Below are 26,389 nucleotides of genomic sequence, written 5' to 3'. Positions count from 1 at the left end.
CTACCGGTCGACGCTCGTCGGCCGGGTCTTATTCGCGCTCGGGGTCTGGTGCCCCCATGTGATCGGCCGGGTATTTCTCGAATACCTGGCCGATAAATGCCTGCGCGGCCTGTGTTCCCAGTTCCTTGACCAGCAGGTCGATACCGATGATTGCCAACTCCTCCGGGCTGCCCGGGCTGTAGGAGCTTTGCCCGTGGGGCCACTTGGCTTTGATGTCGGCGTGGATCGTCACGATGGTCATGGGTGTCTCGCGAGGCTGAAAGGCGGTTGGTGCATTAACTGGCGCGTGGAGTTAACCATTTTGCGCAGCGTTTGACACTGCTACTTAGGCATGAGGGGAGGGCTGTGCGACACTGTCGGCCTGTTTAATTGCCAGGGCAAGCCGCGTGCAGATCGATTTGAACAACCCCGAGAGCCTCACGCTGGACGCTGTGAGGCAGTTGCTTGCCAGCGCCAGTGACAACGTTCACACCCAATTGCGCGTCACCAAGGCCGGCATTGCCTACATCTCTTCGGGCGTGGTGGGCGGTGTTGATATCGATGGCCTGTTGTTCCGCCTGGAGACTTGGGCGGCGGGTTCCGGTTATGTCGGCAACGTCGCGGCCAGCGATGAAGTGTGGGTGATGCAGATTTTCAACGCCCTCAAGCAGAACTGGCCGAAGCCGCCGTTTGATTACATCGACATCTACTGAGTGCGTTCATATCTGGTGACGATTGATTCGCCAATCTGAAGCGTCGACTCAGGCAGACTGGCCCACGGCCATTTGTGACAATTCTGAAACCAAACGGCCAAACCATGGTCGCACGATCTCTGTCCATTTTTCTCAAAGGAGGCTTCATGCCTTGGAAGCTCGCATCACTCGGTACTTTGTTGGCTGCGCTTGTCTTGACGGGCTGCAGCACCTCGGGTACCTCTGAGCCAGCCAAAGACACTGCCGTGACCGATGCCGGTCATAGCCGCTGTGAGGCGAAGGCGGCCGAATTCGCAATCGGCCAGAAGGCTTCGCCACAACTGCTGGAACAGGCCCGTAGCCGCGCCGGTGCGCAGAACGCACGAATCCTCAAGCCAGACGACATGGTCACCCTGGAATACCGCTCCGACCGCCTGAACCTCAACACCGATGACAACCTGGTGATCAATCGGGTCAATTGCGGCTGATTGTTACAGCGCTTTTATCCAGGCCATAAAAAACCCCGTCACATGGACGGGGTTTTTTAGATCAGCGCAGAAATTACTCTGGGCGAACCTGTGCAGCTTGCATACCCTTTTGGCCTTTCTCAGCCACGAAGGAAACGGTTTGGCCTTCTTTCAGGCTTTTGAAACCGTCGCTTTCGATAGCTTTGAAGTGTACGAACAGGTCGTCACCGCCACCTTGAGGAGTGATGAAGCCGAAGCCTTTTTCATCGTTGAACCATTTAACGGTGCCGGTTTGGCGATTAGACATGGTGTATCTCCAAGAAACATATATTTTCAGTAGTGCTGTGCTGCTCAGGCCAACTGGGCACACCGAGCTATCATAGTCGAAATGTTCGGCTTGGGAGCCCCCCCAAGGCATTGTTTGCTAATCAATCGCGTTGTGTTTCATGCCTTGGTTGGCTGAAAGCCCCGATCTACGGGGCTTCTGCACGAAATATCAGCTGGTAAAAAAAGCCGTAAAAGCTGCGTAATTTGTGAGAAATGGCAGTTTTCAGGGCTGTTTTTGGTCCATTAACTGGTCTGGCAGGGCCTGAATATTACTTTTTCTTCACGACTTTGCAGGACGAAATAGCCGCGACAGCTTTGTTCTTGAGCGCGGGATCTGCGTTCTGGTTGGTCATGAGTTCCTTGATCTCCGCACCGCTCAATTCGGCATTGATCTTGTCCGCGCCACATTCGCAATGGTCTTTGGCGGTTTTGGCATCAACGCTTTGTTGGGCGGCAGCACTGCAATCCTTGATGAAGCTGTCCCGCGCGCCGGCAGGCCAGTTCGAAGGTGCGGCAGCGTGCGCGCCAAGGGACATGAAGGTCAGGGATGCAGCAAGGGCGAAAGTCGAGGTAAAACGCATAATGAAATGCTCCTGGAGTCGTGGACGAACGGTGATTCTCGGTGTGTTTGAGGCTCGCCGTACAGTTCAAGTTCACTTTTGGCGCTAAAAGCCGGGAATTTGCGTTTCATGAAGCGGAGCCGGCGCCATGACCGTTCATCTGTGCTAGCATCTTTCGCTTGGCTATTTTCCGGCGCGCCCTTTGCCGCCTTGCCAAGGTCTTTTTTGTTTAACTCCAGTCACTCTGGTTCGATTATCGGTTGGCCGAAAGGCTCCTGCCGCTGTAAGGCAGGCGTTCATCACTGAACGGCCTGGTGTTGGATCTTGTACTGGCTCATCCCAACCCACGTGACCTTTGGTAGGGGTCACCACTAGGAGAGGAGGCGCCATGCCAACTATTACTCTTCCCGACGGCAGTCAACGTTCATTCGATCATTCGGTTTCCGTAGCCGAGGTCGCCGCATCCATTGGTGCCGGCCTGGCCAAGGCCACCGTGGCCGGCAAGGTCGACGGCAAGCTGGTTGACGCCAGCGACCTGATCACCTCTGATGCCAGCCTGCAAATCATCACGCCCAAGGATCAAGAGGGGCTGGAGATCATTCGCCACTCTTGCGCGCACCTGATTGGCCATGCGGTCAAGCAGCTGTACCCAACCGCGAAGATGGTCATCGGCCCGGTCATCGACGAAGGCTTCTATTACGACATCGCCTACGAGCGTCCTTTCACTCCGGACGACCTGGCAGCCATCGAGCAGCGCATGCACGCGCTGATCGAGAAAGATTACGACGTCATCAAGAAGGTCACTCCGCGTGCCGAAGTGATCGATGTGTTCACCGCCCGTGGCGAAGACTACAAGCTGCGCCTGGTGGAAGACATGCCGGACGAGCAGGCCATGGGCCTGTATTACCACGAAGAATACGTCGACATGTGTCGTGGCCCGCACGTGCCGAACACGCGCTTCCTCAAGTCGTTCAAACTGACCAAGCTGTCCGGTGCCTACTGGCGCGGTGACGCAAAGAATGAACAACTGCAGCGGATCTACGGCACTGCCTGGGCTGACAAGAAGCAGCTGGCGGCCTACATCCAGCGCATCGAAGAAGCCGAAAAACGCGACCACCGCAAGATCGGCAAGCGCCTGAACCTGTTCCACCTCCAGGAAGAAGCGCCGGGCATGGTGTTCTGGCACCCGAACGGCTGGACCCTGTACCAGGTGCTCGAGCAGTACATGCGCAAGGTTCAGCGCGACAACGGCTACCTGGAGATCAAGACTCCGCAAGTCGTTGACCGCAGCCTGTGGGAGAAATCCGGGCACTGGGCCAACTACGCCGACAACATGTTCACCACCCAGTCGGAAAACCGCGACTACGCCATCAAGCCGATGAACTGCCCGTGCCACGTACAGGTGTTCAACCAGGGCCTGAAGAGCTACCGCGAGTTGCCGATGCGTCTGGCCGAGTTCGGTGCCTGCCACCGTAACGAGCCGTCGGGTGCGCTGCACGGCATCATGCGCGTGCGCGGCTTCACCCAGGACGACGCCCACATCTTCTGCACCGAAGAGCAGATGCAGGCCGAATCCGCTGCGTTCATCAAGCTGACCATGGACGTGTACCGCGATTTCGGCTTTACCGAAGTCGAAATGAAGCTGTCCACTCGTCCGGAAAAACGCGTCGGTTCCGATGAGCTGTGGGATCGCGCCGAGGCTGCACTGGCCGCCGCGCTTGATAGCGCGGGCCTTGCGTACGACCTGCAACCGGGCGAGGGCGCGTTCTACGGTCCGAAGATCGAGTTCTCGCTGAAAGATTGCCTTGGTCGCGTCTGGCAGTGTGGTACCCTGCAGCTCGATTTTAACCTGCCGATCCGTCTGGGAGCCGAATACGTCTCCGAAGACAACAGCCGTAAACACCCGGTTATGCTGCACCGGGCGATCCTCGGCTCGTTCGAACGGTTCGTCGGGATCCTGATCGAGCACTACGAGGGTGCATTCCCTGCGTGGCTGGCTCCGACACAGGCAGTGATCATGAATATCACTGATAAACAGGCAGATTTTGCCGCTGAAGTTGAAAAAACTCTCAATGAAAGCGGGTTTCGTGCCAAGTCCGACTTGAGAAATGAAAAGATCGGCTTTAAAATCCGCGAGCATACTTTGCTCAAGGTTCCCTATCTTTTGGTTATCGGAGATCGGGAAGTCGAGATGCAGACTGTCGCTGTGCGTACTCGTGAAGGTGCTGACCTGGGCTCGATGCCCGTCGCCCAGTTCGCTGAGTTCCTCGCGCAAGCGGTTTCCCGGCGTGGTCGCCCAGATTCGGAGTAATTATTATTAAGCGTGAAATGAGACAAGATAAACGAGCTGCACCGAAAGCCCCGATCAACGAGAATATCTCGGCACGCGAGGTTCGGTTAATTGGCGCTGACGGCGAGCAGATTGGCATCGTCTCGATTGATGAAGCGCTTCGTATTGCTGAAGAGTCCAAATTGGACCTGGTGGAAATCTCCGCCGACGCAATCCCACCCGTTTGCCGGGTGATGGACTACGGCAAGTCGATCTTCGAAAAGAAGAAGCAGATTGCCGCGGCGAAGAAGAACCAGAAGCAGATTCAAGTAAAAGAAATCAAGTTTCGTCCAGGGACGGAGGAAGGGGATTACCAGGTAAAACTGCGCAACCTGGTACGTTTCCTGAGTGATGGGGACAGGGCCAAGGTATCCTTGCGATTCCGCGGCCGTGAGATGGCCCACCAGGAGCTGGGGATGGAACTCCTCAAGCGGGTTGAAGCTGACCTGCTCGAGTACGGTTCGGTCGAACAGCATCCGAAGATGGAAGGACGCCAGCTTATTATGGTCATCGCCCCGAAAAAGAAGAAGTAATCAATAGGGCACGGCAGGCCTTCTGATTATGTTTATCAACTGAATGCGGAGTACCGAACATGCCAAAGATGAAAACTAAAAGTGGTGCTGCTAAGCGGTTTCTGAAAACTGCTAACGGTATCAAGCACAAGCACGCTTTCAAGAGCCACATCCTGACTAAAATGTCGACCAAGCGTAAGCGTCAACTGCGCGGTAGCAGCTTGCTGCATCCGTCTGACGTGGCAAAAGTCGAGCGCATGCTGCGCCTTCGTTAATTTTAGTCAAGAATAGAGGAAGTAACTCATGGCTCGTGTAAAGCGTGGCGTCATGGCGCGTAAGCGCCACAAGAAAATTCTGAAACTTGCTAAAGGCTACTACGGCGCGCGTTCACGCGTATTCCGTGTTGCCAAGCAAGCGGTTATCAAGGCTGGCCAATACGCCTACCGTGACCGTCGTCAGAAAAAACGTCAGTTCCGCGCTCTGTGGATCGCTCGTATCAACGCTGGTGCACGTGTTAACGGTCTGTCCTACAGCCGTTTCATCGCTGGCCTGAAAAAAGCGTCCATCGAGATCGACCGTAAGGTTCTGGCTGATCTGGCAGTGAACGAAAAAGCGGCGTTTGCTGCGATTGTCGAGAAAGCTAAAGCCACCTTGGCTTAAGTACCCCCGACAGTCACCCTGGGCCGCTTTCGTGGCCCAAGGTGTTAAACGTCTTAAATAGGGGAAGAGCCTTCAAGCTCTTCCCCTATTTTGTATCTGGAGTCTGTACATGGAAAACCTGGATGCGCTGGTCTCTCAAGCACTAGAGGCTGTGCAAAGCGCAGAAGATATCAATGCCCTGGAACAAATCCGGGTTCACTACCTTGGCAAAAAGGGTGAATTGACTCAGGTGATGAAGACCCTGGGGAATTTGCCGGCTGAAGAGCGTCCGCAAGTCGGTGCGCTGATCAACGTGGCCAAGGAGCGTGTTACAGAGGTTCTCAATGCGCGCAAGGCGTCGCTCGAGGAGGCCGATCTTGCGGCCAAGCTCGCCGCCGAGTCCATTGACGTGACCCTGCCTGGCCGTGGCCAGACCTCGGGCGGCCTGCATCCGATTACCCGGACTCTGGAACGTATCGAGCAGTTCTTTACCCACATCGGCTACGGCATTGCCGAAGGCCCTGAGGTCGAAGACGACTATCACAACTTCGAGGCGCTCAACATCCCAGGCCATCACCCGGCCCGGTCGATGCATGACACCTTCTATTTCAATGCGAACATGCTGCTGCGCACCCATACCTCGCCGGTACAGGTCCGCACCATGGAATCGCAGAAGCCGCCGATCCGCATCGTCTGCCCAGGCCGTGTGTACCGCAGCGACTCCGATATCACCCACTCGCCGATGTTCCACCAGGTCGAAGGCCTGCTGGTTGATCGCGACATCAACTTCGCCGACCTCAAAGGCACCATCGAAGAGTTCCTGCGGGTGTTCTTCGAGAAAGAGCTGGCGGTGCGTTTCCGTCCCTCGTTCTTCCCGTTCACCGAGCCATCCGCTGAAGTCGACATGGAATGCGTGATGTGCAGCGGTAAAGGCTGCCGTGTCTGTAAACAGACCGGCTGGCTGGAAGTGATGGGTTGCGGCATGGTTCACCCCAACGTGCTGCGCATGTCCGGGATCGACCCGGAAGAATTCTCGGGCTTTGCCTTCGGCATGGGCGTTGAGCGTCTGGCCATGCTGCGTTACGGCGTGAACGACTTGCGTCTGTTCTTCGACAACGACTTGCGGTTCCTCGCGCAATTTCGCTAGTCGTAACGGATCTTTAGGAGAGCAGGATGAAATTCAGTGAACAATGGCTGCGTGGCTGGGTAAGCCCGCAGGTAAGTCGCGACGAGCTGGTTGCCCGTCTGTCGATGGCCGGCCTTGAGGTCGATAGCGTTACGCCGGCCGCCGGTGTTTTCAGTGGCGTGGTAGTGGGCGAGGTGCTGAGCACCGAGCAACACCCGGATGCTGACAAGTTGCGTGTGTGCCAGGTCAGCAATGGTGCGGAAACCTTCCAGGTCGTGTGCGGAGCGCCCAATGTGCGCCCGGGCCTGAAAATCCCGTTCGCCATGATCGGTGCCGAGCTGCCGGGCGACTTCAAGATCAAGAAGGCCAAGCTGCGTGGCGTTGAATCCAACGGCATGCTGTGCTCCCAGGCGGAGCTGCAGGTCGGTGAAGGCAATGATGGCCTGATGGAACTGCCGGCCGACGCACCAGTGGGCCAGGACATCCGTGTCTACCTGGAACTGGAAGACGCCAGCATCGAGGTCGACCTGACCCCGAACCGCGGCGACTGCCTGTCCCTGGCCGGCCTGGCACGTGAAGTCGGCGCGCTGTACGCCGCCGTCGTCACACGTCCGGCGGTTGCAGCCGTCCCTGCCGTGCACGACGAAGTACGTTCCATCGAAGTGCTGGCACCCAACGCCTGCCCACGTTACCTGGGTCGTGTGATCCGTAACGTCGACCTGTCCAAGCCAACCCCGCTGTGGATGGTTGAGCGTCTGCGCCGTTCCGAAGTGCGCAGCATCGACGCTGCCGTCGACATCACCAACTACGTGATGCTGGAGCTGGGTCAACCGCTGCACGCTTTCGATCTCGCCGAAATCAACGGTGGCATCCGCGTGCGCATGGCCGAAGAAGGCGAAAAGCTGGTGCTGCTCGATGGCCAGGAAGTCAGCCTGCGCGCCGACACCCTGGTGATCGCTGACCACTCCCGCGCCCTGGCGATTGCCGGTGTGATGGGTGGCGAGCACAGCGGCGTGTCCGCAACCACTCGTGACATCTTCCTCGAAAGCGCCTTCTTCGATCAGATCGCCATTGCCGGCAAGGCCCGCTCCTACGGCCTGCACACCGACGCCTCGCACCGCTACGAGCGTGGCGTGGACTGGCAACTGGCCCGTGAAGCCATGGAGCGCGCCACTGGCCTGCTGCTGGAAATCGCTGGCGGCGAAGCCGGCCCGATCATCGAAACCGTCAGCGAGCAGCACCTGCCGTCGGTTGCACCGATCATCCTGCGCGCCAAGGCCGTTGAGCAAATGCTTGGCCTGGTGATCGACCCGGTTGAAATCGAGCGCCTGCTGTCGGCACTCGGTCTCGGTATTTCTGCCGGTGAAGCAGGGCAGTGGCACGTAGAAGTGCCAAGCCATCGCTTCGATATCAGCCTGGAAGTCGACCTGATCGAAGAGCTGGCCCGCTTGTACGGCTACAACCGCCTGCCGGTCCGTTACCCGCAAGCGCGCCTGGCGCCACAGCCGAAAGCTGAAGCCCGTGCGCACCTGCCGGAACTGCGTCGCCTGCTGGTGGCTCGTGGTTATCAGGAAGCGGTGACCTACAGCTTCATCGATCCAAAGCAATTCGAACTGTTCAGCCCAGGTGTCGAGCCGCTGTTGCTGGCTAACCCGATCTCCAACGACATGGCCGCCATGCGTTCGTCGCTGTGGCCGGGTCTGGTGAAAGCGCTATCCCACAACCTGAACCGTCAGCAAGACCGCGTGCGCATGTTCGAAAGCGGCCTGCGTTTTGTCGGTCAGCTGGATGGCCTGAAGCAAGAGCCGATGCTGGCTGGCGTAGTCTGCGGCAGCCGTCTGCCGGAAGGCTGGGCACAGGGGCGCGACACCGTCGACTTCTTCGACGTCAAGGCCGATGTGGAGGCGGTACTGGGCTTTGCCGGTGCGCTGGATGCCTTCACTTTCACCCCAGGCAAACACCCGGCGTTGCACCCGGGCCAGACCGCACGTATCGAACGTGAAGGTCGCCTGGTGGGCTTCGTGGGTGCGATTCACCCTGAACTGTCGAAAACCCTGGGGCTGGACCGTCCAGTCTTCGTTTTTGAGCTAGTCTTGGCTGAAGTCGCCTCGGGCAAAATGCCTAAATTCAGCGAGTTGTCGCGTTTCCCTGAAGTACGACGTGATCTGGCGCTGATTGCTGATCAAGGTGTTGCCGCCAGTGCTGTTCTGGACGTAATCCGTGAAAATGCAGGGGAATGGCTTACAGACCTCAGGCTATTTGACGTCTATCAGGGTAAAGGCATTGATCCGCATAGAAAAAGCCTTGCAGTTGGCTTGACCTGGCAGCATCCATCGCGCACTCTTAATGACGATGAGGTGAATACGACGACACAAAATATCCTCACCTCGCTCGAACAAAGGTTGAACGCCACGTTAAGGAAGTGACGTATGGGGGCTTTGACGAAAGCTGAGATGGCGGAACGTCTGTATGAAGAGCTGGGCCTGAACAAACGCGAGGCCAAGGAATTGGTCGAGCTGTTCTTTGAAGAAATCAGGCACGCTCTTGAAGACAACGAACAGGTCAAATTGTCCGGTTTCGGCAATTTTGACCTGCGGGACAAACGCCAGCGGCCTGGCCGCAATCCAAAAACGGGAGAAGAAATCCCGATCACGGCTCGCCGTGTGGTCACCTTTCGTCCAGGGCAGAAGTTGAAGGCCCGAGTTGAGGCTTATGCTGGAACCAAGTCATAACGACGAACTGCCCGTCATCCCAGGCAAACGCTACTTCACCATTGGTGAAGTCAGCGAGCTCTGTGCGGTAAAGCCGCACGTGCTGCGCTATTGGGAGCAGGAGTTTCCTCAACTCAACCCCGTCAAACGCACCGGGAACCGTCGGTATTATCAGCGCCAGGATGTGCTGATGATCCGGCAGATCCGTGCGTTGTTGTACGACCAGGGGTTCACCATCAGCGGCGCGCGCCAGCGTATGTCCGGTGATGAGGCCAAAGACGACACCACCCAATACAAGCAACTGATCCGCCAGATGATCTCCGAACTGGAAGATGTGCTGGTGGTTTTGAAGAAGTAATTCCGGCTTTTAAAATACTTCCACATTTCAAAAGCTTGCGGTATATTCCTGATCGCTTCGTTGCGAAGCAAACCCAGTAACACGCCTAGTCGGGGCGTAGCGCAGTCCGGTAGCGCACTAGCATGGGGTGCTAGGGGTCGAGTGTTCGAATCACTCCGTCCCGACCATATAATTTGAAAAGGCCGCGAGATTTATCTCGCGGCCTTTTTATTTGCCTGCATTTTACCCTTCACAGAACAGCCGGCTCTTCCCTAGGCCAACGCGTCGCGCCTGGCAAAGATGTCTGCCATTTGCGCCGCGTTCTCGGTTCCCCATGTGCACAGCGGGATGATCGCATCCGCCAGGCTAAGGCCAAGCGGGGTCAGCGTGTAGTCCACGCGCGGGGGCACTTCCTTGTAGTCGGTCCGTGCAAGCACCTGATCGGCTTCCAGGTCCTTCAACTGCTGGATCAGTACCTTGTCGCTGACGCCAGGGATCAAACGCTTGAGCTCGCCATAGCGTTTCGGGCCTCCGCGCAGGAAAAACAGGACCAACGGTTTCCACTTGCCCGAGATGATGCGCAGCGTGGCGTTGAGCCCGCAGCCGGTGTCGCAGATTTCAGATGTTGTCGTCATTTTTGATACTTACCAAAAGGTGCATACTTGTCCTTAGGTTAGCAGCGCTGCATCCTCGTCTCAAGCAAGCAATTTCCTGCTTGGGTACAACGCCAACGAAGGATGCACGTCATGACCAGACTGAATGGAAAGACCGCCGTGATCACCGGCGGCGCTACGGGCATCGGCCTCGCCGCAGCAAAACGCTTCATCGAAGAGGGTGCCTTTGTCTTCATCTTCGGCCGCCGCCAGGAAGCGCTCGATGCCGCCGTGGCCGAGCTCGGGCCCAATGCCCGCGCGGTGAAGGGCTCGGTCTCCGATCAGGCCGACCTCGACCGACTCTACGCGGCAGTGAAGGCCGAGCGCGGAACCCTCGACATCGTCTTCGCCAATGCCGGGGCGGGTAGCCCGCTTGCGCTCGGCAAGCTCACCGCCGAGCACATTGACGAAACCTTCGAGACCAACGTGAAGGGCCTGATCTTCACGGTCCAGAAGGCGCTGCCGCTGATGGGGCAGGGCGGTTCGATCATCCTGACCGGATCCAGCGCCGGCACCACGGGCGCCCCGGCATTCAGCGTCTACAGCGCAAGCAAGGCGGCCGTGCGCAACCTCGCGCGCACGTGGGCGGAAGATCTGAAGGGCACGGGTATCCGGGTCAATGTGTTGTCGCCCGGGCCGACTGCGACCGAACTCGCGAAGGCAGCGATGGGCGAAGAAGGCATGAAGGTCTTCGCCTCGATGAATCCGCTCCAGCGCATGGCCGATCCGGCGGAAATCGGAGCGGCAGCCGCGTTTCTTGCGTCCCGGGACAGCAGCTTCATGACTGCCAGTGAGCTCGCCGTCGACGGCGGCCTGGCGCAAATCTGACCAAAGGAGATTTTTATGAGTTACGCCATTATCGGCTTCGGCAAACTCGGCCAGGCGCTTGCCAAGGCATTTGCCCGCAAAGGCATCGAAGTATCCGTTGCAACCACGCGCGATCCGAAAAGTTTTGCAGCCGAAGCGGCCGCGATCGGCCCCGGGGTTATTCCAAACACACTGGCGCAAGCCCTCGAGGCGGATACCGTCTTTTTGGCCGTTCGTTTTGAGTCTCACCCGGATGTCGCAAAGACACTGCCGACCTGGAAGGGCAAGACCGTCATCGATGTGACCAATGCCTACGGTGTGCCGCCTGAGGAACTGGGAGGTCAGCCTTCCTCCAGGGTCGTCGCGCAGGCCTTCACGGGTGCGAGACTGGTCAAGGGCTTCAACCATCTGGCCGCTGCCGTTCTAGACCAGGACCCGGCCGTACAGGGTGGCAGGAGAGTCGTGTTCCTGGCGAGTGACGATGACGGCGCCGCAGCGGAGATTGGTGCGCTCGCGGAAAATCTCGGTTTTTCGCCGATCAAGCTTGGCGGGCTTTCGGACGGCGGGCTGCTTGTGCAGGCGCGCGGAAACAGCTGGGGTCAGCTGATCTTCAAGGACTTGGTCAAGTTCGATTGAGGGATCAGTGATCGCACATTTTGATGCGAGATGACCTCAGGTCCTCGCCGATAGACAGGGCGGCATCAGCCGCCTTGTTCATCCTCCGCTCTCAGGAAAGATGCACCCGCCATTGCGGACCAGCGCCTTCACTTCCTCGCTCACCTGCATCGGGTCTTGACTTAATCGAGCAAAAAACTCCTCGCTGCGCCGCACGTACGACTTCGAGTCATGCTTCGCGCTCCAGAGCACGATGTTGATCACAATGGGAATGAGGTCCAGGCCCTTCTCGGTCAACGTGTAAAAGTCCTTGCGCCTGTCGTCGGGGCTGGGGGCCTTGGAGAGAACTCCTTGCTCCTCCAGAAAGGCCAATCGGGAAGCCAGCACATTGGTCGCGATTCCCTCTTCCGATTTCAGGAAATCGCCATACGTTTTCTTTCCCACAAAAACGATGTCGCGAATGATCAAGAGCGACCACCGGTCGCCAAAAATCTCCACGCCGTAGTTCACCGCGCAATGGGACCGAAAGTCTTCTTTGAGAGTTTTTTTCATGGCCGCATCTTAGCATCACTTGCGTGGCGCAAGTAAGATTCGCCAGATCACTTGCTTTTTACAAGTGATGCGACCAGCATGGTTCCTACGTTGAGTCCCCAACACCTTTCGCGCACCCCATCACTCACGAGGAACACGCACATGCATGTTTTTGTTACCGGCGGCACCGGCCATTCCGGTCCATACGTCATCTCCGATCTTATCGCTGCCGGCCATGAGGTCACGGCCCTCGCTCGGTCCGACACGGCCGCGGCGCAGGCTGCTGCGCTCGGCGCCAAGGTACGTCGCGGCAATCTCGAGGATCTCGACGGGCTGAAGGAAGCGGCCGCAGCCTCGGACGGTGTCATTCACCTCGCGCATCGGCAGGATCTGATTCCAACCGGCGGGATCAACGCCGTTGCGGCCGCCGAGCTTGAAATCATGCTCGCCTATGGCGAAGCATTGGCCGGGAGCGCAAAGCCGTTGGTCGTGTCTGGTAGCGTCGGCTCGCCCGGGTGGGAGGGCCTGGGCCGGCCAGCCACCGAGGAGGATCCGCCCCTTCCTGGCGGCGATCCGTACAAGAACACCCTGCGGGTTCGCAACATCGTGGAAACCACGGTGATCGGTCTCGCCGAAAAGGGCATACGGTCTTCTATCGTGCGGATCCCGGAGATCATGCACAGCTCCACCGATAACGCCGGCTTCCTTGCGTTGTTGATCGGGCTGGCCAAGGAAAAGGGCGTCGTCGGCTACCCCGGAGACGGTGCCAACCGTTGGGGGGCCGTGCATGCCCGCGACCTCGCCACCGTATTTCGCCTGGCGCTGGAAAAAGGCGCGGCGGGCAGAAACTGGCATGCAATCGCCGAGGTCGCTATCCCATACCGTCAGATCGCCGAAGCCATTGCCAGCCGCTTGAATCTGCCGGCCGTGCCAATCCCCGCAGACGTGCTGATGCAGCCCGGATACTTCGGGTTCCTTGCGAATCTGGTCACGCTGGACACCCCGACATCGAATGCCATCACGCGCCGGCTGCTTGGCTGGGAACCGACCCAGCCCGGACTCTTCGCCGACCTGGATAACGGTCATTACTTCCCGGCCGGCTGATGGGATGAGGGCACATGCTGGAAAACTACCCGATTTCAAACGGAGACTGCACATGAGCACTATCAGCATCATCGGTTCGGGAGGCATGGCCACAGCGATCGGCGGCCGCATCGCCAAGGCCGGATACACCGTCGAGGTGGTCAGCCGCGATCCCGGCAAGGCCCAGGCGCTTGCCGACAAGCTCGCATCCGGAGCGATCACCGGGACTTACGGCGCCACTCCGGCGGGCGACATCGTCATTCTCGCCGTACCGTACACCCATGCGCTCGCGGTACTGGCCGACTTCGGGAAAGCGCTCGACGGTAAGGTGATCATCGACATCACCAACCCGGTCGCTGCCGATCTCTCGGGTCTCGTTACTTCCCAGGGCAGCTCCGGCGCGCAGGAGATCGCCAAGGTCGCCCCGGCCACCGCGCATGTCGTCAAGGCGTTCAATACGCTCTTCGGCCACGTACTTGCCAAGGGTGAACGCCTCGATGCGTTCATCGCGGCGGACGATGTGGACGCCAAGGCGCGCGTCTCGACCTTCCTCGAGAGTCTCGGGCTGCGTCCGTTGGATGTCGGCGGCCTGCAGATGGCCCAGTCGCTCGAGTGGCTTGGCCTGATGATGATCGGCCTGGCCAAAAACGGCGCCGGCACCTGGGACATCGCCATGAATGTCGATATCGGCTGAGTCCTTTTTCGGTGATGGGCTCGGCGGCTGGGGCTACGACTAACCCCAGCCGCCGATGCTTGATCATTTCCGACCTAGTACCTCATTTCCACCGCCACATAAGCCCCAATCCCATCCCCCGGATACAACGACGCCGTATCCTGGCCCTTCGCGTCATACAACGGCTGCACTGCCGTCACGTACTTCTGGTTGGTCAGGTTCTTCACGTCCAGCGACACCTTCCAGTCCTTGCTCGGCGTCTCATACCCCACGTTCGCCCCGAAGATGGTGTAGGAGGGCGCATAGAAACTGTTCGCATAATCCACCGCCGTACGCGACGCCGATTGCACATTCACCCCGGTATAGAAGCCCGCCGGGTGCTGATACTGCAGCTCGCCCTGGTAGATATGCTTCGGAATCCCCGGCAACTGGTTGTCGCCGAAGGTCGGGTCGTGCCGGTAGTAGAAGTCGTTATAGGTGTACACCTGGCGCAGGGTGACCTTTTCACCCGAGGTGTTCTCCCACAGGCGCGTATTCAAGCCGGCCTCGATGCCTTGGTGGATCGTCGGCGTGGCGTTGAAGGCCCCGGTGATCGCCGCGGCAGTGGAGGTGGCCGGGATGATCTGCACGTTGAGCAATTCATTTTTCACCCACGAACGGTAGAGCGCCAGGCTGCCGTCGAAGATGCCCGACGAACCCTTGATGCCGATTTCCACGGTGTTGGCTTTTTGCTCCACCAGCGGCCGTACGTACGGCGTGGTCGGCCCGGAGCCGGAGTATTCCCACGACGCCGGTGGATCGACCGAGCGGCTGACGTTGGCAAACACTTGCAGTTGCGGGGTGAACTCATAACGCACGCCCAGTCGCGGTGCCAGGCTCCAGTTGTCGTAGGTCACGTCGCTCGGGTAAGTGGTGGTGTTGGCCACCAGGGCTTCCTTAACGTCGGCATGGCGGCGTACGTTGATCGCTGACACGCCGCTGGTCAGCCACAGGCCGTCCACCAGTTCCAGGTCGTTGCCCACGGAGAACACGTGATCGAACGAGGAGCTGTAGTCGACGAACTTGCGCGTCTGTTTGTTGGCGAAGGTGGAGTCGACCTGGCCCTTGAGGTGTTCGGTGGAGGTGAAGGCCAGGCTGGAGCGGCTTTCGTGGCCGAACAGGGTGTCGCGGCGGTCGTAGTTGATCACGGCGCTCAGGTCATGCCAGTCCCAGTAGCTGGGGTTGCTCGGGCTGTTCGGGCTGTTGTTGTGGGCGTACTGGTAGTAGACGAAACCCACCGACAGGGTGGCGTCGTCGTCGAAGGTGTAGGTGGTCTTGCTGCCGGCCCATACGCTACCGGGGCGACGGCTGCCGGCGCCGCTGCTTTCGGCGGTGTCACTGGCGCGGTCGGAGCGGTGTTTGACCGCATCCAGGGTGGTGGCGCTCGGGTCGTTGTGGAACTCGTCGCGGTAACGCAGCATCACTCGGGTTTCGAGTTGCGGGCTGAAGCGGTAGCCAAAGTTGGCCACCACGCCCTGGCTTTTCGACAGGCTGTAGTCGCGGTAACCGTCGCTGCGGTAGTTGTCGGCATTCAGGTAGTAATCGAACGCACCTTCTACGCCGCCGACGCTCAGGCTTTGTTTGTTGTAGCCGTAGCTTCCGGTTTCCGCCCGCACTCGCAGGCCGGGCGCGGTGTAGCCGGTCTGGTTGACGAAGTTGATGGCGCCGCCAAGGCTCAGCGCGCCGTACTGGAAGGCGTTGGCACCGCGCAGGATTTCGGTGTAGTTCACCCCCGAGCCGTTGAGGAATTCGTAGGGTGTACCGCCCGGCCCGGTGATCGGCAGGCCGTCGAACAGGAACTTGATGCCCTCACGGAAATACCCCGGCGAGGTGTTGGCGCCCGATCCGCGGATGGAGATCTTGGCGGCGTCGTTGCCGCCGGTGGACTGCACGAACACGCCCGGCTGATAGGCGAGGGTGTCCTGCAAAGTGGCGGTCCGTCCCTTGGCCACTTGTTCGCTGTCCACCACGCTGGTACCGCCTGGCACTTCGGACAACTGACTTTTTGCCGCCTCAACGGGCGTGATTTTTCGTGCTTCTACCGTCACCGTTTTCAGCCGCGTCCCGGTGGCGGGTGTGACTTCGTCATCGGCTTGTACGCTGGCGGAAAATGCCAGGGCCGAGCCCAGTCCCAACATGGCCAGCCAAGTTGCCTGCCGCACGGCAAGTGTCAACTTTTGCAACTCTCCCCGAAAGATTGGATCCATTAAGCGTGTTCCTTGTGAATAGATAAATGAGCCCCAGCTTTCTATTCGAATAGTCATGCCTGTTTCGCTCTGAGCAGTTTCTGTGCCAACGCTATTTATCAAAGAATACGGTGGTTTAGTGGGGTTGAAGTGTTCTACGGGACACTTTTTTTTGAATCGATGTTTAATTCTCAACAGTCAACTTTTTTAGCCGGTTTACTGTAACTGTCGCGAACGCAACAGTTGATAAGCAGTGTGTAAGGCTACCAACAACCCAGTGTGATATTGCGGGTATAACCATATAAGTATTTGGTAGCGAAAAGCCCTGTTTGTAAGGGTTATGCGCTTGTCTGTTGGTCAAAAAGGCATTTCTTGAAGACTGGCATGCTCACTGCATTACATCGTGTAGTTGCAAACTTTCAGAGTTCCTCAAAGGAAGCGTCATTGACAACCATCCTGAAACTTTCGGCGGTTCTTTCACTGTCCCTGGCGATCAATGCCTGTTCGCCGGCTGCGGCACCGAAACATGAAACGTCTGCGGCTGATGGCACGGTCACCAACGGTGTAGTGACTTATTCGGCGGCGGACTTTCATGAGTCGTCACCGGGGCGTAGCGGTGGAACTTTGCGAGTCTCAGCCGCCTCCGACGCCGGCAGTTTCGATGTTCACGCATTATCCAACGGCAACATCCAGTGGATGGGCCGGATTCTCTTCGATTGCCTGGTGTATCAGGACGAGCAGGGCAATATCAGCCCATGGCTGGCCCGCTCCTGGGACATCTCCGACGACGGCAAGACCTACACCTTTCACCTGCGCGATGACGTGACCTTCAGCGACGGCGAGAAATTCAACGCCCAGGCGCTGCAAACCAACCTGGAACACATGCGCGATCCGGCGACCAAGTCCCCGTTGGCAGCGGCCTATATCGCGCCGTACGTGGGTGGCAAGGTCATCGACGACTACACCTTCGAAGCCCATTTGCGCGAACCCTACACGCCCTTCCTGGATGTGCTGGCGCAGTCCTGGCTGAGCATGATCTCCCCCAGGCAGATCCGCGAGGCCCCGAAGACCATCGCCGAACATCCCATTGGCAGCGGCCCGTTCACGTTGCAGAGCTACACCCGTGACCAGGGCGCAGTGTTCATCAAGCGCCCCGGCTACAACTGGGCGCCGCCGGTGACCCGTCACAAGGGTGAGGCATACCTGGACCGTATCGAATTGAGCTACGTCCCCGAAGCCATGATTCGTTTCACTGCACTTGAGTCCGGCCAGTCGGATTTCGCCCTCGACGCCCCAGCCCAGAACGCCGCCGCCATCCGCGCCAACCCCAACCTGGTGATGCGCAGCCGGATTCGCAAGGGCAACCCCAGCCGCGGCATCGTGTTCAACGTTGAGCAGGCACCCTTCGACGACGTGCGAGTACGTCGCGCCGTGGCCAAAGCCGTCGACCGCGAAGGTCTGGCGTGGATTTCCGGCTTCGGCGAATACATCGCCAAAGCCGATTTCCTGGCGGCGAATACCCGGTTTTATCAACCCAACAAAGAGGCCCTGGCCTACGACGTCAAGGCGGCCAATACCTTGCTCGACGACGCCGGCTGGACAGGGCGCGACGCCCAGGGCTATCGGACCAAGGCCGGGCAGCGCCTGAAGGCGACCTTGTTGGCCTACAGCAGCCCGGCCTTTCCCGGCAGCGTTTCGGTGGCCATCCAGGCCGACCTGAAAAAAGTCGGCTTTGAGATGACCGTCGAGATGCTGCCGCTGACCCGGGTGATCGAGCGGCGCTATGCCGGGAAGTTCCAGGCGATGGCGGACGGTTACTGGCACACCAACACACCCGACGGCATGTTCGTGCTTTATCACAGCGAGTCCATCAGCACCGATAAAAGGATTGGCCAGAACGTTGGGCGCTTCCGTGATGCGGAGTTGGATCGCGTGCTCAGCGCCGCTCGCCAATCCCGCGATCCGGTTGAGTTGCAGGCGCTCTACGGCGAAGCACAAAAGCGCCTGACTGAAACCGTGCCGTCGGTGCCTTCGGTGGAAGCCCAGGTACTCACCGCCTATGGCCGACAAGTCCAGGGCGTGATTTTCGATACCTCCCACAACGTACCGTTCTTCACCAGCATCTGGCTGGACCGGGGGCAACCATGAGCCTGTTCAAATCCATCGCCTGGCGCCTGCTGGCGGGCATCGGCGTGCTGTGGGGCGCGGCGACGCTGACCTTTCTGGCCGTCAACTTCAGCGGCGGTGACACCGCGCTGGCGATCCTCGGCGGCCCGGATGCGATGCCCACACCGGAGCTGCTGGCGCGGGTGCGGGCCGAGTACGGCCTGGACCAACCGCTGATCGTGCAATACGGCAATTATCTGCTGCGCCTAGCTCACGGTGACCTGGGCGAGTCCTACCGCCTGCGCATCCCGGTGCAGCAGGCGATTGCCGAGCAGATCGGCGCAACCATTCAATTGTCCCTTAGCGCCGCGCTGCTGGCGGTGGTGTTGGCGCTGGTGTGCGCGATCCTCACTGCCAACCGTTCGCGCTGGGTTCGCTCGGTTGCTTCAGGCACCGAGCTGGTGCTGTCGTCGGCGCCTTCGTTTGTGATTGGTATGCTGCTGTTGCTGGTGTTTTCGTTTCATTGGCACTGGTTGCCGCCTTCCGGTTCGGTGGGCTGGCGTTCGCTGATCCTGCCCTCCGTTGCGCTGGCCTTGCCGGTGGCGGCGGTGCTGACCCAACTGCTGCGCCAGTCCCTGGAAGACACCCTCGAACAACCCTTTATCGCCATGGCCCGTGCCCGTGGCCTGTCGGAAACCGCCGTGCGCCTGCGCCATGCCTTGCGCCACGCCCTGGTGCCGTTGGTGACGCTGGCCGGGTTCGTGTTCGCCAGCCTGCTGGGCGGCGCGGTGGTGGTGGAATTGCTGTTTGCACGCCAGGGCATCGGGCGCTTGATGCTCGACGCCACCAGCAACAAAGACGTGCCGATGGTGCTGGGCGTGACCTTGCTCGCCGCCACGGTGTACGTGCTGGTGAACCTGGCTGTCGATTTGATCAACCGCTGGATCGACCCCCGGGCCAATCAAGCGTGAGTGCCTTTGAAGAAGGAAAAACCATGAGTGCTTCGATCCCCGCTGAAGTGAGTTATGCCGACTTGCACCAGCGTTTCGCTGACGTATTTGCACGGATAGCCGACACCGCCGTCGCCCGCGAGCAGCAGCGCGAGCTGGCCCACGATGCGGTGGCATGGCTGCGGGAAGCCGGCTTTGGTGCCCTGCGCGTGCCACAGGCCCAGGGCGGCCTGGGTGCCAGCCTGCCGCAGTTGTTTCGCCTGTTGATTGAACTGGGGGAGGCTGATTCAAACCTGCCGCAGATCGTGCGCGCGCATTTCGGTTTTGTTGAAGGCCGGCTGTCCAGCCGCGACAGCGAGTCCCAGGATTACTGGTTCGCCAAAGTCGTCGACGGCGAACTGTGGGGCGCCGCCATGGCCGAGCGCACCGACACCACCCGCAACTCGGTGACCCTCAGCGCAGTCGACTCCGGCTGGCAGCTGGACGGTGAGAAGTACTACTGCACCGGCACGCTGTACGCCAACTGGATTGCCGCTGTGGCCCTGGATGGCGAGGACTTTGTCAGCCTTGCGGTGCGTACCGATGCGCCGGGTGTGACTGTCGAGGACGACTGGGACGGCTTCGGCCAGCGCCTCACCGGCAGCGGCACCACCCGCTTCAAGGCGGTCGACGTACCAGCGCAGCACATCGTGCGGCGCTTCAAGAAAGACGAGCTGCGTGCCGAGTCCTACCTGAGCGCGTTCTACCAACTGTTCCACCTGGCGACCCTGGCCGGCATCGCCAACGCGGTGCTGCGCGACGCCACCGAATTCGTCAAAGGCCGCACCCGTGCGTTTGGCGTGCCGGGGCAATCGAGTCCCAAGGATGACCCGCTGGTGCAGCGGGTGATCGGTCGCCTGTCGAGCCTGGCTTACGCGGCCCGCACTCAGGTGCTGGCCGTTGCCGAGGTGCTGCAGCAAGTGCACGACGCGGAGCAGGGCGGCTACGCCAGCGAACAGCATTACACCGAGGCCGAGATCCGCGCCTTTCAAGCCCAGCAGATTGTGCTGGAACAAGTGCTGGAAGCCACCACGCTGCTGTTCGAAGTCGGCGGCGCCTCTGCCACCAGCGAGTCGCGACGCTTCGACCGCCACTGGCGCAACGCCCGCACCCTGGCCTCCCACAACCCGGCGATCTTTCGCGAACGGGCCCTGGGCAATTACTACCTCAACGACGTCACTCCCAACGCCGCCTGGCGCAGCCTGCAAGCCGCCGACGCCGAGCAGCAGGCCGCCCGCGACGAAGCGAGTGCGGTATGAGCCTCCAACCCTTGAATAAAAAAGGATCACCCATGCGTTACCGCCAACTGGGCAACAGCGATATCCAAGTCAGCGTGCTGGGCCTGGGCACCATGACCTGGGGCCACCAGAACACCGAAACCGATGCCCATCAGCAGATTGATCTGGCGCTGGCCGAAGGCATCAACTTCATCGACACCGCCGAGATGTACCCCACGCCCACCAAGGCCGAAACCTGGCGCACCACCGAGCGCTATATCGGCAGTTGGCTGGCGGCCAGTGGTCGACGTGACGAGGTGATCCTGGCGAGCAAAATTGCCGGCCCGGCCCGTGACCCCAACAGCCAGCAGCACATCCGCGACGGCCTCAGCCACCACGACCGGCGCAACATCGTCGAAGCCCTGGACGGCAGCCTCAAGCGCCTGAACACCGACTACCTCGACCTCTACCAACTGCACTGGCCCGACCGCACCACCAACATCTTCGGCCAGCGCGAATACCCGTATCAGGCAGACAACCAGAGCGTCGCCATCGAGGAAACCCTGGCGGTGCTGGCCGATCAGGTCAAGGCCGGCAAGGTGCGGCATATCGGCGTCTCCAACGAAACCCCGTGGGGCGTCGCCGAGTTTCTCAAGCAGAGTGAACGCCTCGGCCTGCCGCGGATTGCCAGCGTGCAAAACCCCTACAGCCTGCTTAACCGCCTGTACGAGGGAGGCCTCTCGGAGTTCACCCACCGTGAAGGTGTCGGCCTGCTGGCGTACTCGCCGCTGGCCTTCGGTGCGCTCACCGGCAAGTACCTCGGTGGCGCACGCCCCGAGGGTTCGCGGCTGTCGGCGGTGTACCGCACCTTCAACCGTTATGACAGCGCCTCGGCCCAGGAAGCCATCACCGGCTACGTGGAAATTGCCCGGCAACACGGCCTGACACCGGCCCAGTTGGCCCTCGCATTCATCATCGACAAACCCTTCGTCACCAGCGCGCTCACCGGGCAAACCAGCCTGGCGCAATTGCGCGACAACCTCGGCGCGCTGGACGTGAGCCTCAGCGACGAGATCAAGGCGCAGATCCAGGCCATCCACCAGCGCATTCCCAACCCCGCGCCCTAGTACCAGGAGCCTGGCATGACGCAAAGCATTGAAACGTTGAGCGGCAATCACCCGTTGCGTCTTGCCGGGTTTACCCAACTGCGGCCCGGGCTGTTGCTCGCCGGAGTATTTGTCGGGCTGTTGCTGCTGGCCGCTGTTTTTCCACAGTGGCTGGCCCCGTATGACCCGCTGGATGCCTCGGCGCGCCTGGCATTCCAGGCACCGAGCAACGTGCATTGGCTGGGCACCGATGAGAATGGGCGTGACGTGCTCAGCCGCTTGATTTACGGCGTGCGCTCGTCGCTGTTCATGGGCCTGGCCGCCACCGCGCTGGGGCTGGCCTGGGGCACCTTGCTCGGGCTGATCGCGGGCCTCGGCCCGCGCTGGCTGGACGGCGCCTTGATGCGCGGGATCGACGTGCTGCTGTCGTTTCCCGACCTGTTGCTGGCGCTGGTGATTATCACGTTTTTCGGCCAGGGCACCGCCAACCTGATCCTTGCCGTGGGCATCGCCGGCGTGCCGCGGTATGCGCGGCTGGTGCGGGCGCAAACCCTCACCGTACGCAACGCCGGCTACGTCGAGTCCGCCGTCACCCTCGGCCAATCGCACCTGGCGGTGGTGCTGCGGCACATCCTGCCGAATGCGTTCAAGCCGGTGCTGATCCTCGCCACTATCGGCATCGGCGGCGCGATCACCGCCGGTGCCGCCTTGAGCTTCCTCGGCTTCGGCGCACCGCCGCCCGCGCCGGAGTGGGGCGGCATGCTGGCCATCGGGCGCAGCTTCCTGGCCAATGCGCCGTGGCTGGTGGCCTGGCCCGCCCTGATCATCACCCTGACCGTTGTTTCCATCAGTGCCATCGGCCGCGAACTGTTGCGCCGCAGCGAAGGAAAGCCCCTATGACGATGAATATCCATACCCTCGGCCCACTGGTCGACATCCGCGACTTGACCGTACGCTTCGGTCAGGCCGAACCGGTATTGCACGGTGTCAGCCTGCAGTTGCATCGCGGCGAATGCCTGGCGCTGGTGGGGGAGTCGGGCTCCGGCAAAAGCGTCACCGCCCGCACCCTGGCCGGCCTCACCGGCAAGGACGCCCACGTGCAGGCCGCCAAGCTGGCTTTCCAGGGCATCGACCTGCGCCAGCTCAACGAGCGGGCCTGGCAACAGCTGCGCGGCGCCAGCATCGGCTTTGTGATGCAGGATGCCCTCGGCGCGCTGGACCCGCTGCGCCGCGTGGGTGCCGAGATCGAGGAACCGTTGCACCTGCACACCGCATTGGGCCTGGAAGCGCGCCGCCTGCGGGTGCTGGAGCTGTTGCGGGATGTCGGCGTGCCGGAACCCGAACTGCGCGCCAGCCAATACCCCTGGCAGCTCTCCGGCGGTTTGCGCCAGCGTGCACTGATCGCCTCGGCCATTGCCTGCAACCCACGGCTGATCATTGCCGATGAGCCCACCACCGCACTGGACGCCACGGTGCAGGCTCAGGTCATCGCGCTGCTGGAAAGCCTGCGCGGCGAACACAACGCACTGCTGATGGTCAGCCACGACCTGTCGGTGGTCTCGCGCCTGGCCGACCGCGTGGCCGTGATGCGCCACGGGGTGATCGTGGAGGAGGGCAGCACCGAACAGGTCCTGCAAGACCCGCGTCATCCGTATACGCAACTGCTGCTGCGGGCGGCCAAGGCCGTGCACTTCCAGCCCACCCGCCGACTGCTCACGGCGGTTGAACCCGAGCCTGCGCCTCAGGGCGAAGTACTGCTGGAAGCGCGCGAGCTGTCCAAGACCTTTGTCGGCCCCGACGGCAAAACCCGCACGGTGTTGAACCAGGTGTCGTTGCAACTGCGTCGCGGCGAGACACTCGGCGTGGTGGGCGAATCGGGCTGTGGCAAGACCACCTTGACCCGCCTGATACTCGGCCTGGAAACCGCCGACGCTGGCGAGGTGTGGATAAAGGGCCAGCGCTGGTCCGACCTCGACGCCAAGCAAAAACGCGAAGCCCGGCGTGCAGTGCAAGTGGTGTTCCAGGACCCGCTAAGCTCCTTCGACCCGCGCTACACCGTGCAGCGTGTGCTGTTCGAAGCGCTGGTGGTGGCCGGCGTACCGCGGCATGCCCGGCGCGACCGCGCCCTGGAACTGCTGGAACTGGTGCGCCTCGATGCCAGCGCCTTGTCGCGCCGGCCCATCGAACTCTCCGGCGGCCAGCGTCAACGCATCGCGATTGCCCGGGCCCTGGCTTGCGAGCCGCAGATCCTGATCTGCGATGAGCCGGTGTCGGCGCTGGACGTGTCGGTGCAGGCGCAGATTCTGGAGCTGCTCGACGACCTCAAGCGCCGCCTCGGCCTGGCCTGCCTGTTCATCTCCCACGACCTTGGCGTGATCAACCACGTCAGCGAGCGCGTGCTGGTGATGAAGGCCGGTGAAGTGGTGGAGTCCGGCTCGGTACGCGCCGTGTTCGACCGCCCGGCCCACGCCTATACCCGCGCGCTGATCGACGCGATTCCGACCCTTGAAACCGACTACACGCCAGTCCCGTTCTACCTGAACGTAGCGATCTGATGTCCTGGAAAAAGTATCTACGAAGGAGTGCTCCTGGTGCCCAAGCAACTGCACGTGAATTTGTTTGAGATGAACTGCGTCAGCCACATCGTCCATGGTTTGTGGGTACACCCCGACAACAACCGGCACCGTTTCAACGACCTGGACTACTGGACCGAGCTTGCGCAATTGCTGGAATACGGCACCTTCGACGGGGTGTTCCTGGCTGACGTGATCGGCACTTACGACCGCTTTCGCGACGGCCCCGAAACGTCCTTGCGTGAAGGCATGCAGATCCCCAGTAACGACCCGTTGCTGGTGATTCCGGCGATGGCCGGGGTGACCAAAAACCTTGGTTTCGGCGCGACCTTTTCCACCACGTACGAACCGCCGTTTGCCTTTGCGCGGCGCATGAGCACCCTTGATCACCTGACCAAGGGCCGCGTGGGCTGGAACATCGTCACCTCGTACCTGCCGAATGCGGCGCGCAACTTTGGGCACGACACCGAGGTGGTCCACGATCACCGCTACGAGATCGCCGACGAATACCTCGACGTGTTGTACAAACTTTGGGAGGGCTCGTGGGACGACGATGCGGTGATTGTCGACCGCGAGCGGCGGATCTATACCGATCCGGACAAGGTGCGCTACATCAACCACGTGGGTGAGCACTTCAAGGTTGCCGGGCCGCACCTGTGCCAGCCTTCGCGGCAGCGTACGCCGGTGCTGTTCCAGGCCACCGGGTCGCCTGCCGGCATCGAGTTTGCGGGGCGGCATGCTGAAGTGGTGTTCACCGGTGGAAGTGATGCGCCGGAGGTGCGTGCGAATATCCAGGCCATGCGGCAGAAGGCGGTGGAGCATGATCGCGATCCGGCGGGGGTGAAGTTTATCGTCATGGCTGGGGTGATCGTTGGGCGGACCGATGAGGAGGTCAGTGCCAAGCTCGACAGTTATCGCAAGCTGGTGAGTGTCGAGGCGTCGCTGGCTCATGGGCAGTCTGCGATCGATTTGACGGCGTATCCGCGCGATACGTTGATCAGTGATCTGGTGAGTCTGCAGGTCAAGGGGTGGGAGAGTTTGAGTCGGTACAAAGCGGACTCCACCGTTGGGGCGGTATTGGCGCAGCTTGGTGGTTTTAATCGCGAGCGGTTTTTTGTGGCGGGTACGCCGACGGTGGTGGCGGACGCCATTGAGAAATGGCTGGATGAGGATGGGATCGACGGGATTAATCTGCGGCAATATTTGTCGTTTGAGACGGCGCGGGATTTTATCGAATTGGTGGTGCCGGAGTTGCGTCGTCGGGGGCGGTTTCGTGAGCGGTACAACGAGGGGGAGACGCTGCGGGAGCGGTTGTTCGGGGCTGGGCGGGCGCGGTTGCCGCATGATCATTTTGGCGCGCGTTATCGGGATCCGGCGGCGTTGCTTCAGGCGGCGTTGCCGTTGCGGTTTTCGTCGTGAGCGGGGTGCTTCAGGGCGAGCTGTATTTCAGGCCGGCACGGGTGGAAGATGCGCCGCAGTTGGCGCACATTCATTTGCAGACGTGGCAGGCGGCGTATCGGGAGATTCTGTCCGAGCGTTTTCTTGCTGACCTGAACGGTGGCGTGTCCCAGCGCACGGCTTTTCTGGCCCAGGCCCTAGCCGGCGGCACATTGTCGGTGTGGGTGGTGGAGCTGGATGGGGAGTTGGTGGCGTGGGCGTCCTTTGGCAGCAGTCGGGATGTGGATGCGTCGTCGGCCACTGGAGAGTTGCGTGCGCTCAATCTGTTGCCCGGGATTTGGGGGCAGGGGATTGGCACGCGGCTTTGGGGGCAGGTTCGGGATCAGTTGGTTGAGGCTGGGTATACCAGTGCGACCGTTTGGGTGGTGCAGGGGAATCGGCGTGCTCTGGGTTTCTACCGGGCGCTTGGGTTTGTGGCTGAGCTGCATACTGAAAAGACTGTGGTGGAACATGATGAGCCGTTGCCGTTGGTGCGCTATCGGGTGCCTTTGGTGATTTCTGTGGGGTGAGGTGTGAGTACATATCCGTTTCTTCGGTAACGGCCACTTAGGGTTTCGCTCTTACAGCGAGTCACTTTGCAAAAAGCGGCAAAGTAACCAAAACGCTCTGCCCCGCCTGTCGGCGCCTCGCCTAGGCTCGGCGTTCCCTTGTAAGATTATTTTCACCTGCTTCGG

At 60.5% G+C, this 26,389-nt stretch carries 28 protein-coding genes and 1 tRNA gene; 23 read left to right on the top strand and 6 right to left on the bottom strand.

Features of this window, described 5'->3' with window-relative positions:
• Positions 1-28 precede the first annotated feature (28 nt).
• Positions 29-241 (bottom strand): hypothetical protein, encoded by a 213-nt coding sequence (locus HX875_RS16230; protein WP_003219951.1) that lies wholly within the window; start codon positions 239-241, stop codon positions 29-31.
• A 145-nt stretch (positions 242-386) separates the two neighbouring features.
• Between HX875_RS16230 and HX875_RS16225 the strand changes: the two genes are divergently transcribed.
• Positions 387-692, top strand: coding sequence for a hypothetical protein (locus HX875_RS16225; protein ID WP_177043907.1), 306 nt, complete (start codon positions 387-389; stop codon positions 690-692).
• Between the two features lie 146 nt (positions 693-838).
• Positions 839-1,159: an I78 family peptidase inhibitor gene (locus HX875_RS16220; RefSeq protein ID WP_177043906.1), complete on the top strand. Its 321-nt coding sequence runs from the start codon at positions 839-841 to the stop codon at positions 1,157-1,159.
• Between the two features lie 73 nt (positions 1,160-1,232).
• Here HX875_RS16220 and HX875_RS16215 read toward each other — a convergent pair whose 3' ends face one another.
• Positions 1,233-1,445, bottom strand: coding sequence for a cold-shock protein (locus tag HX875_RS16215; protein ID WP_003179963.1), 213 nt, complete (start codon positions 1,443-1,445; stop codon positions 1,233-1,235).
• Positions 1,446-1,734: 289 nt separating this feature from the next.
• Positions 1,735-2,049 carry a hypothetical protein gene (locus tag HX875_RS16210; protein WP_177044037.1) on the bottom strand — a complete coding sequence of 105 codons (315 nt, stop codon included), beginning with the start codon at positions 2,047-2,049 and terminating at the stop codon, positions 1,735-1,737.
• Positions 2,050-2,413: 364 nt separating this feature from the next.
• Between HX875_RS16210 and thrS the strand changes: the two genes are divergently transcribed.
• From thrS to HX875_RS16165, 9 genes are all read left to right on the top strand, one after another.
• Positions 2,414-4,336: a threonine--tRNA ligase gene (thrS, locus tag HX875_RS16205; protein WP_048719014.1), complete on the top strand. Its 1,923-nt coding sequence runs from the start codon at positions 2,414-2,416 to the stop codon at positions 4,334-4,336.
• Positions 4,336-4,887, top strand: coding sequence for a translation initiation factor IF-3 (infC, locus tag HX875_RS16200; protein WP_169875357.1), 552 nt, complete (start codon positions 4,336-4,338; stop codon positions 4,885-4,887). Before thrS ends, infC begins: the two co-directional genes overlap by 1 nt.
• Before the next feature lie 59 nt (positions 4,888-4,946).
• Positions 4,947-5,141 carry a 50S ribosomal protein L35 gene (gene rpmI, locus HX875_RS16195; protein ID WP_002553160.1) on the top strand — a complete coding sequence of 65 codons (195 nt, stop codon included), beginning with the start codon at positions 4,947-4,949 and terminating at the stop codon, positions 5,139-5,141.
• Positions 5,142-5,169: 28 nt separating this feature from the next.
• Entirely contained in the window at positions 5,170-5,526 is a 357-nt protein-coding gene (rplT, locus tag HX875_RS16190; RefSeq protein WP_003219940.1) for a 50S ribosomal protein L20, read from the top strand.
• Positions 5,527-5,635: 109 nt separating this feature from the next.
• Positions 5,636-6,652 carry a phenylalanine--tRNA ligase subunit alpha gene (pheS, locus tag HX875_RS16185; RefSeq protein WP_003219939.1) on the top strand — a complete coding sequence of 339 codons (1,017 nt, stop codon included), beginning with the start codon at positions 5,636-5,638 and terminating at the stop codon, positions 6,650-6,652.
• A gap of 26 nt (positions 6,653-6,678) precedes the next feature.
• Positions 6,679-9,057, top strand: coding sequence for a phenylalanine--tRNA ligase subunit beta (gene pheT, locus HX875_RS16180; RefSeq protein ID WP_177043905.1), 2,379 nt, complete (start codon positions 6,679-6,681; stop codon positions 9,055-9,057).
• Positions 9,058-9,060: 3 nt separating this feature from the next.
• Positions 9,061-9,363 (top strand): integration host factor subunit alpha, encoded by a 303-nt coding sequence (ihfA, locus tag HX875_RS16175; protein ID WP_002553164.1) that lies wholly within the window; start codon positions 9,061-9,063, stop codon positions 9,361-9,363.
• Entirely contained in the window at positions 9,344-9,700 is a 357-nt protein-coding gene (locus tag HX875_RS16170) for a MerR family transcriptional regulator (RefSeq protein WP_003174972.1), read from the top strand. The genes ihfA and HX875_RS16170 overlap by 20 nt, the downstream gene beginning before the upstream one ends.
• A 90-nt stretch (positions 9,701-9,790) precedes the next feature.
• Positions 9,791-9,867: transfer RNA gene (locus tag HX875_RS16165), tRNA-Pro, on the top strand.
• A gap of 84 nt (positions 9,868-9,951) precedes the next feature.
• Here the strand turns inward: HX875_RS16165 and HX875_RS16160 are convergent.
• Positions 9,952-10,314, bottom strand: a complete 363-nt coding sequence (locus HX875_RS16160; protein WP_177043904.1) for a winged helix-turn-helix transcriptional regulator — start codon at positions 10,312-10,314, stop codon at positions 9,952-9,954.
• A gap of 111 nt (positions 10,315-10,425) precedes the next feature.
• Between HX875_RS16160 and HX875_RS16155 the strand changes: the two genes are divergently transcribed.
• Positions 10,426-11,160, top strand: coding sequence for an SDR family NAD(P)-dependent oxidoreductase (locus tag HX875_RS16155; RefSeq protein WP_177043903.1), 735 nt, complete (start codon positions 10,426-10,428; stop codon positions 11,158-11,160).
• 15 nt (positions 11,161-11,175) lie between these two features.
• Positions 11,176-11,775, top strand: a complete 600-nt coding sequence (locus HX875_RS16150; protein WP_177043902.1) for an NADPH-dependent F420 reductase — start codon at positions 11,176-11,178, stop codon at positions 11,773-11,775.
• A gap of 78 nt (positions 11,776-11,853) precedes the next feature.
• On the opposite strand, the gene HX875_RS16145 is transcribed toward HX875_RS16150, so the two are convergent.
• Positions 11,854-12,306, bottom strand: a complete 453-nt coding sequence (locus tag HX875_RS16145; RefSeq protein WP_177043901.1) for a winged helix-turn-helix transcriptional regulator — start codon at positions 12,304-12,306, stop codon at positions 11,854-11,856.
• Between the two features lie 141 nt (positions 12,307-12,447).
• Between HX875_RS16145 and HX875_RS16140 the strand changes: the two genes are divergently transcribed.
• Positions 12,448-13,389: an SDR family oxidoreductase gene (locus HX875_RS16140; protein WP_177043900.1), complete on the top strand. Its 942-nt coding sequence runs from the start codon at positions 12,448-12,450 to the stop codon at positions 13,387-13,389.
• Between the two features lie 52 nt (positions 13,390-13,441).
• The gene (locus HX875_RS16135) at positions 13,442-14,062 is read left to right on the top strand and encodes an NADPH-dependent F420 reductase (RefSeq protein WP_177043899.1); all 621 of its coding nucleotides are present in this window, start codon (positions 13,442-13,444) and stop codon (positions 14,060-14,062) included.
• A gap of 74 nt (positions 14,063-14,136) precedes the next feature.
• On the opposite strand, the gene HX875_RS16130 is transcribed toward HX875_RS16135, so the two are convergent.
• A complete protein-coding gene (locus HX875_RS16130; protein WP_177043898.1) occupies positions 14,137-16,287 on the bottom strand; it encodes a TonB-dependent receptor family protein in 2,151 nt (716 codons plus the stop codon).
• Positions 16,288-16,710: 423 nt separating this feature from the next.
• Here HX875_RS16130 and HX875_RS16125 point away from each other — a divergent pair, with 423 nt between their 5' ends.
• Genes HX875_RS16125 through HX875_RS16090 form a run of 8 tightly spaced genes read left to right on the top strand, consistent with a single transcriptional unit; the run spans position 16,711 to position 26,224 of the window.
• On the top strand, positions 16,711-18,414 hold the full coding sequence (locus HX875_RS16125; RefSeq protein ID WP_177043897.1) for an ABC transporter substrate-binding protein: 1,704 nt from the start codon (positions 16,711-16,713) through the stop codon (positions 18,412-18,414).
• Complete coding sequence (locus tag HX875_RS16120) at positions 18,411-19,343, top strand: ABC transporter permease (protein ID WP_177043896.1); 933 nt, start codon at positions 18,411-18,413, stop codon at positions 19,341-19,343. The genes HX875_RS16125 and HX875_RS16120 overlap by 4 nt, the downstream gene beginning before the upstream one ends.
• 23 nt (positions 19,344-19,366) lie before the next feature.
• Positions 19,367-20,620 carry an acyl-CoA dehydrogenase family protein gene (locus HX875_RS16115; protein ID WP_177043895.1) on the top strand — a complete coding sequence of 418 codons (1,254 nt, stop codon included), beginning with the start codon at positions 19,367-19,369 and terminating at the stop codon, positions 20,618-20,620.
• Positions 20,621-20,652: 32 nt separating this feature from the next.
• Positions 20,653-21,705, top strand: a complete 1,053-nt coding sequence (locus tag HX875_RS16110; RefSeq protein ID WP_177043894.1) for an NADP(H)-dependent aldo-keto reductase — start codon at positions 20,653-20,655, stop codon at positions 21,703-21,705.
• Positions 21,706-21,720: 15 nt separating this feature from the next.
• Entirely contained in the window at positions 21,721-22,584 is an 864-nt protein-coding gene (locus HX875_RS16105) for an ABC transporter permease (protein ID WP_177043893.1), read from the top strand.
• On the top strand, positions 22,581-24,239 hold the full coding sequence (locus HX875_RS16100; RefSeq protein WP_177043892.1) for a dipeptide ABC transporter ATP-binding protein: 1,659 nt from the start codon (positions 22,581-22,583) through the stop codon (positions 24,237-24,239). The genes HX875_RS16105 and HX875_RS16100 overlap by 4 nt, the downstream gene beginning before the upstream one ends.
• Before the next feature lie 36 nt (positions 24,240-24,275).
• On the top strand, positions 24,276-25,676 hold the full coding sequence (locus tag HX875_RS16095; RefSeq protein ID WP_177043891.1) for an LLM class flavin-dependent oxidoreductase: 1,401 nt from the start codon (positions 24,276-24,278) through the stop codon (positions 25,674-25,676).
• The gene (locus HX875_RS16090; RefSeq protein WP_177043890.1) at positions 25,673-26,224 is read left to right on the top strand and encodes a GNAT family N-acetyltransferase; all 552 of its coding nucleotides are present in this window, start codon (positions 25,673-25,675) and stop codon (positions 26,222-26,224) included. Before HX875_RS16095 ends, HX875_RS16090 begins: the two co-directional genes overlap by 4 nt.
• The last annotated feature ends 165 nt before the right edge of the window (positions 26,225-26,389 follow it).

Origin of the sequence: Pseudomonas yamanorum, from assembly GCF_013386765.1 — a bacterium.
Lineage (GTDB): Bacteria > Pseudomonadota > Gammaproteobacteria > Pseudomonadales > Pseudomonadaceae > Aquipseudomonas > Aquipseudomonas yamanorum_A.
This window is presented reverse-complemented; position numbering and strand designations above follow the sequence as displayed.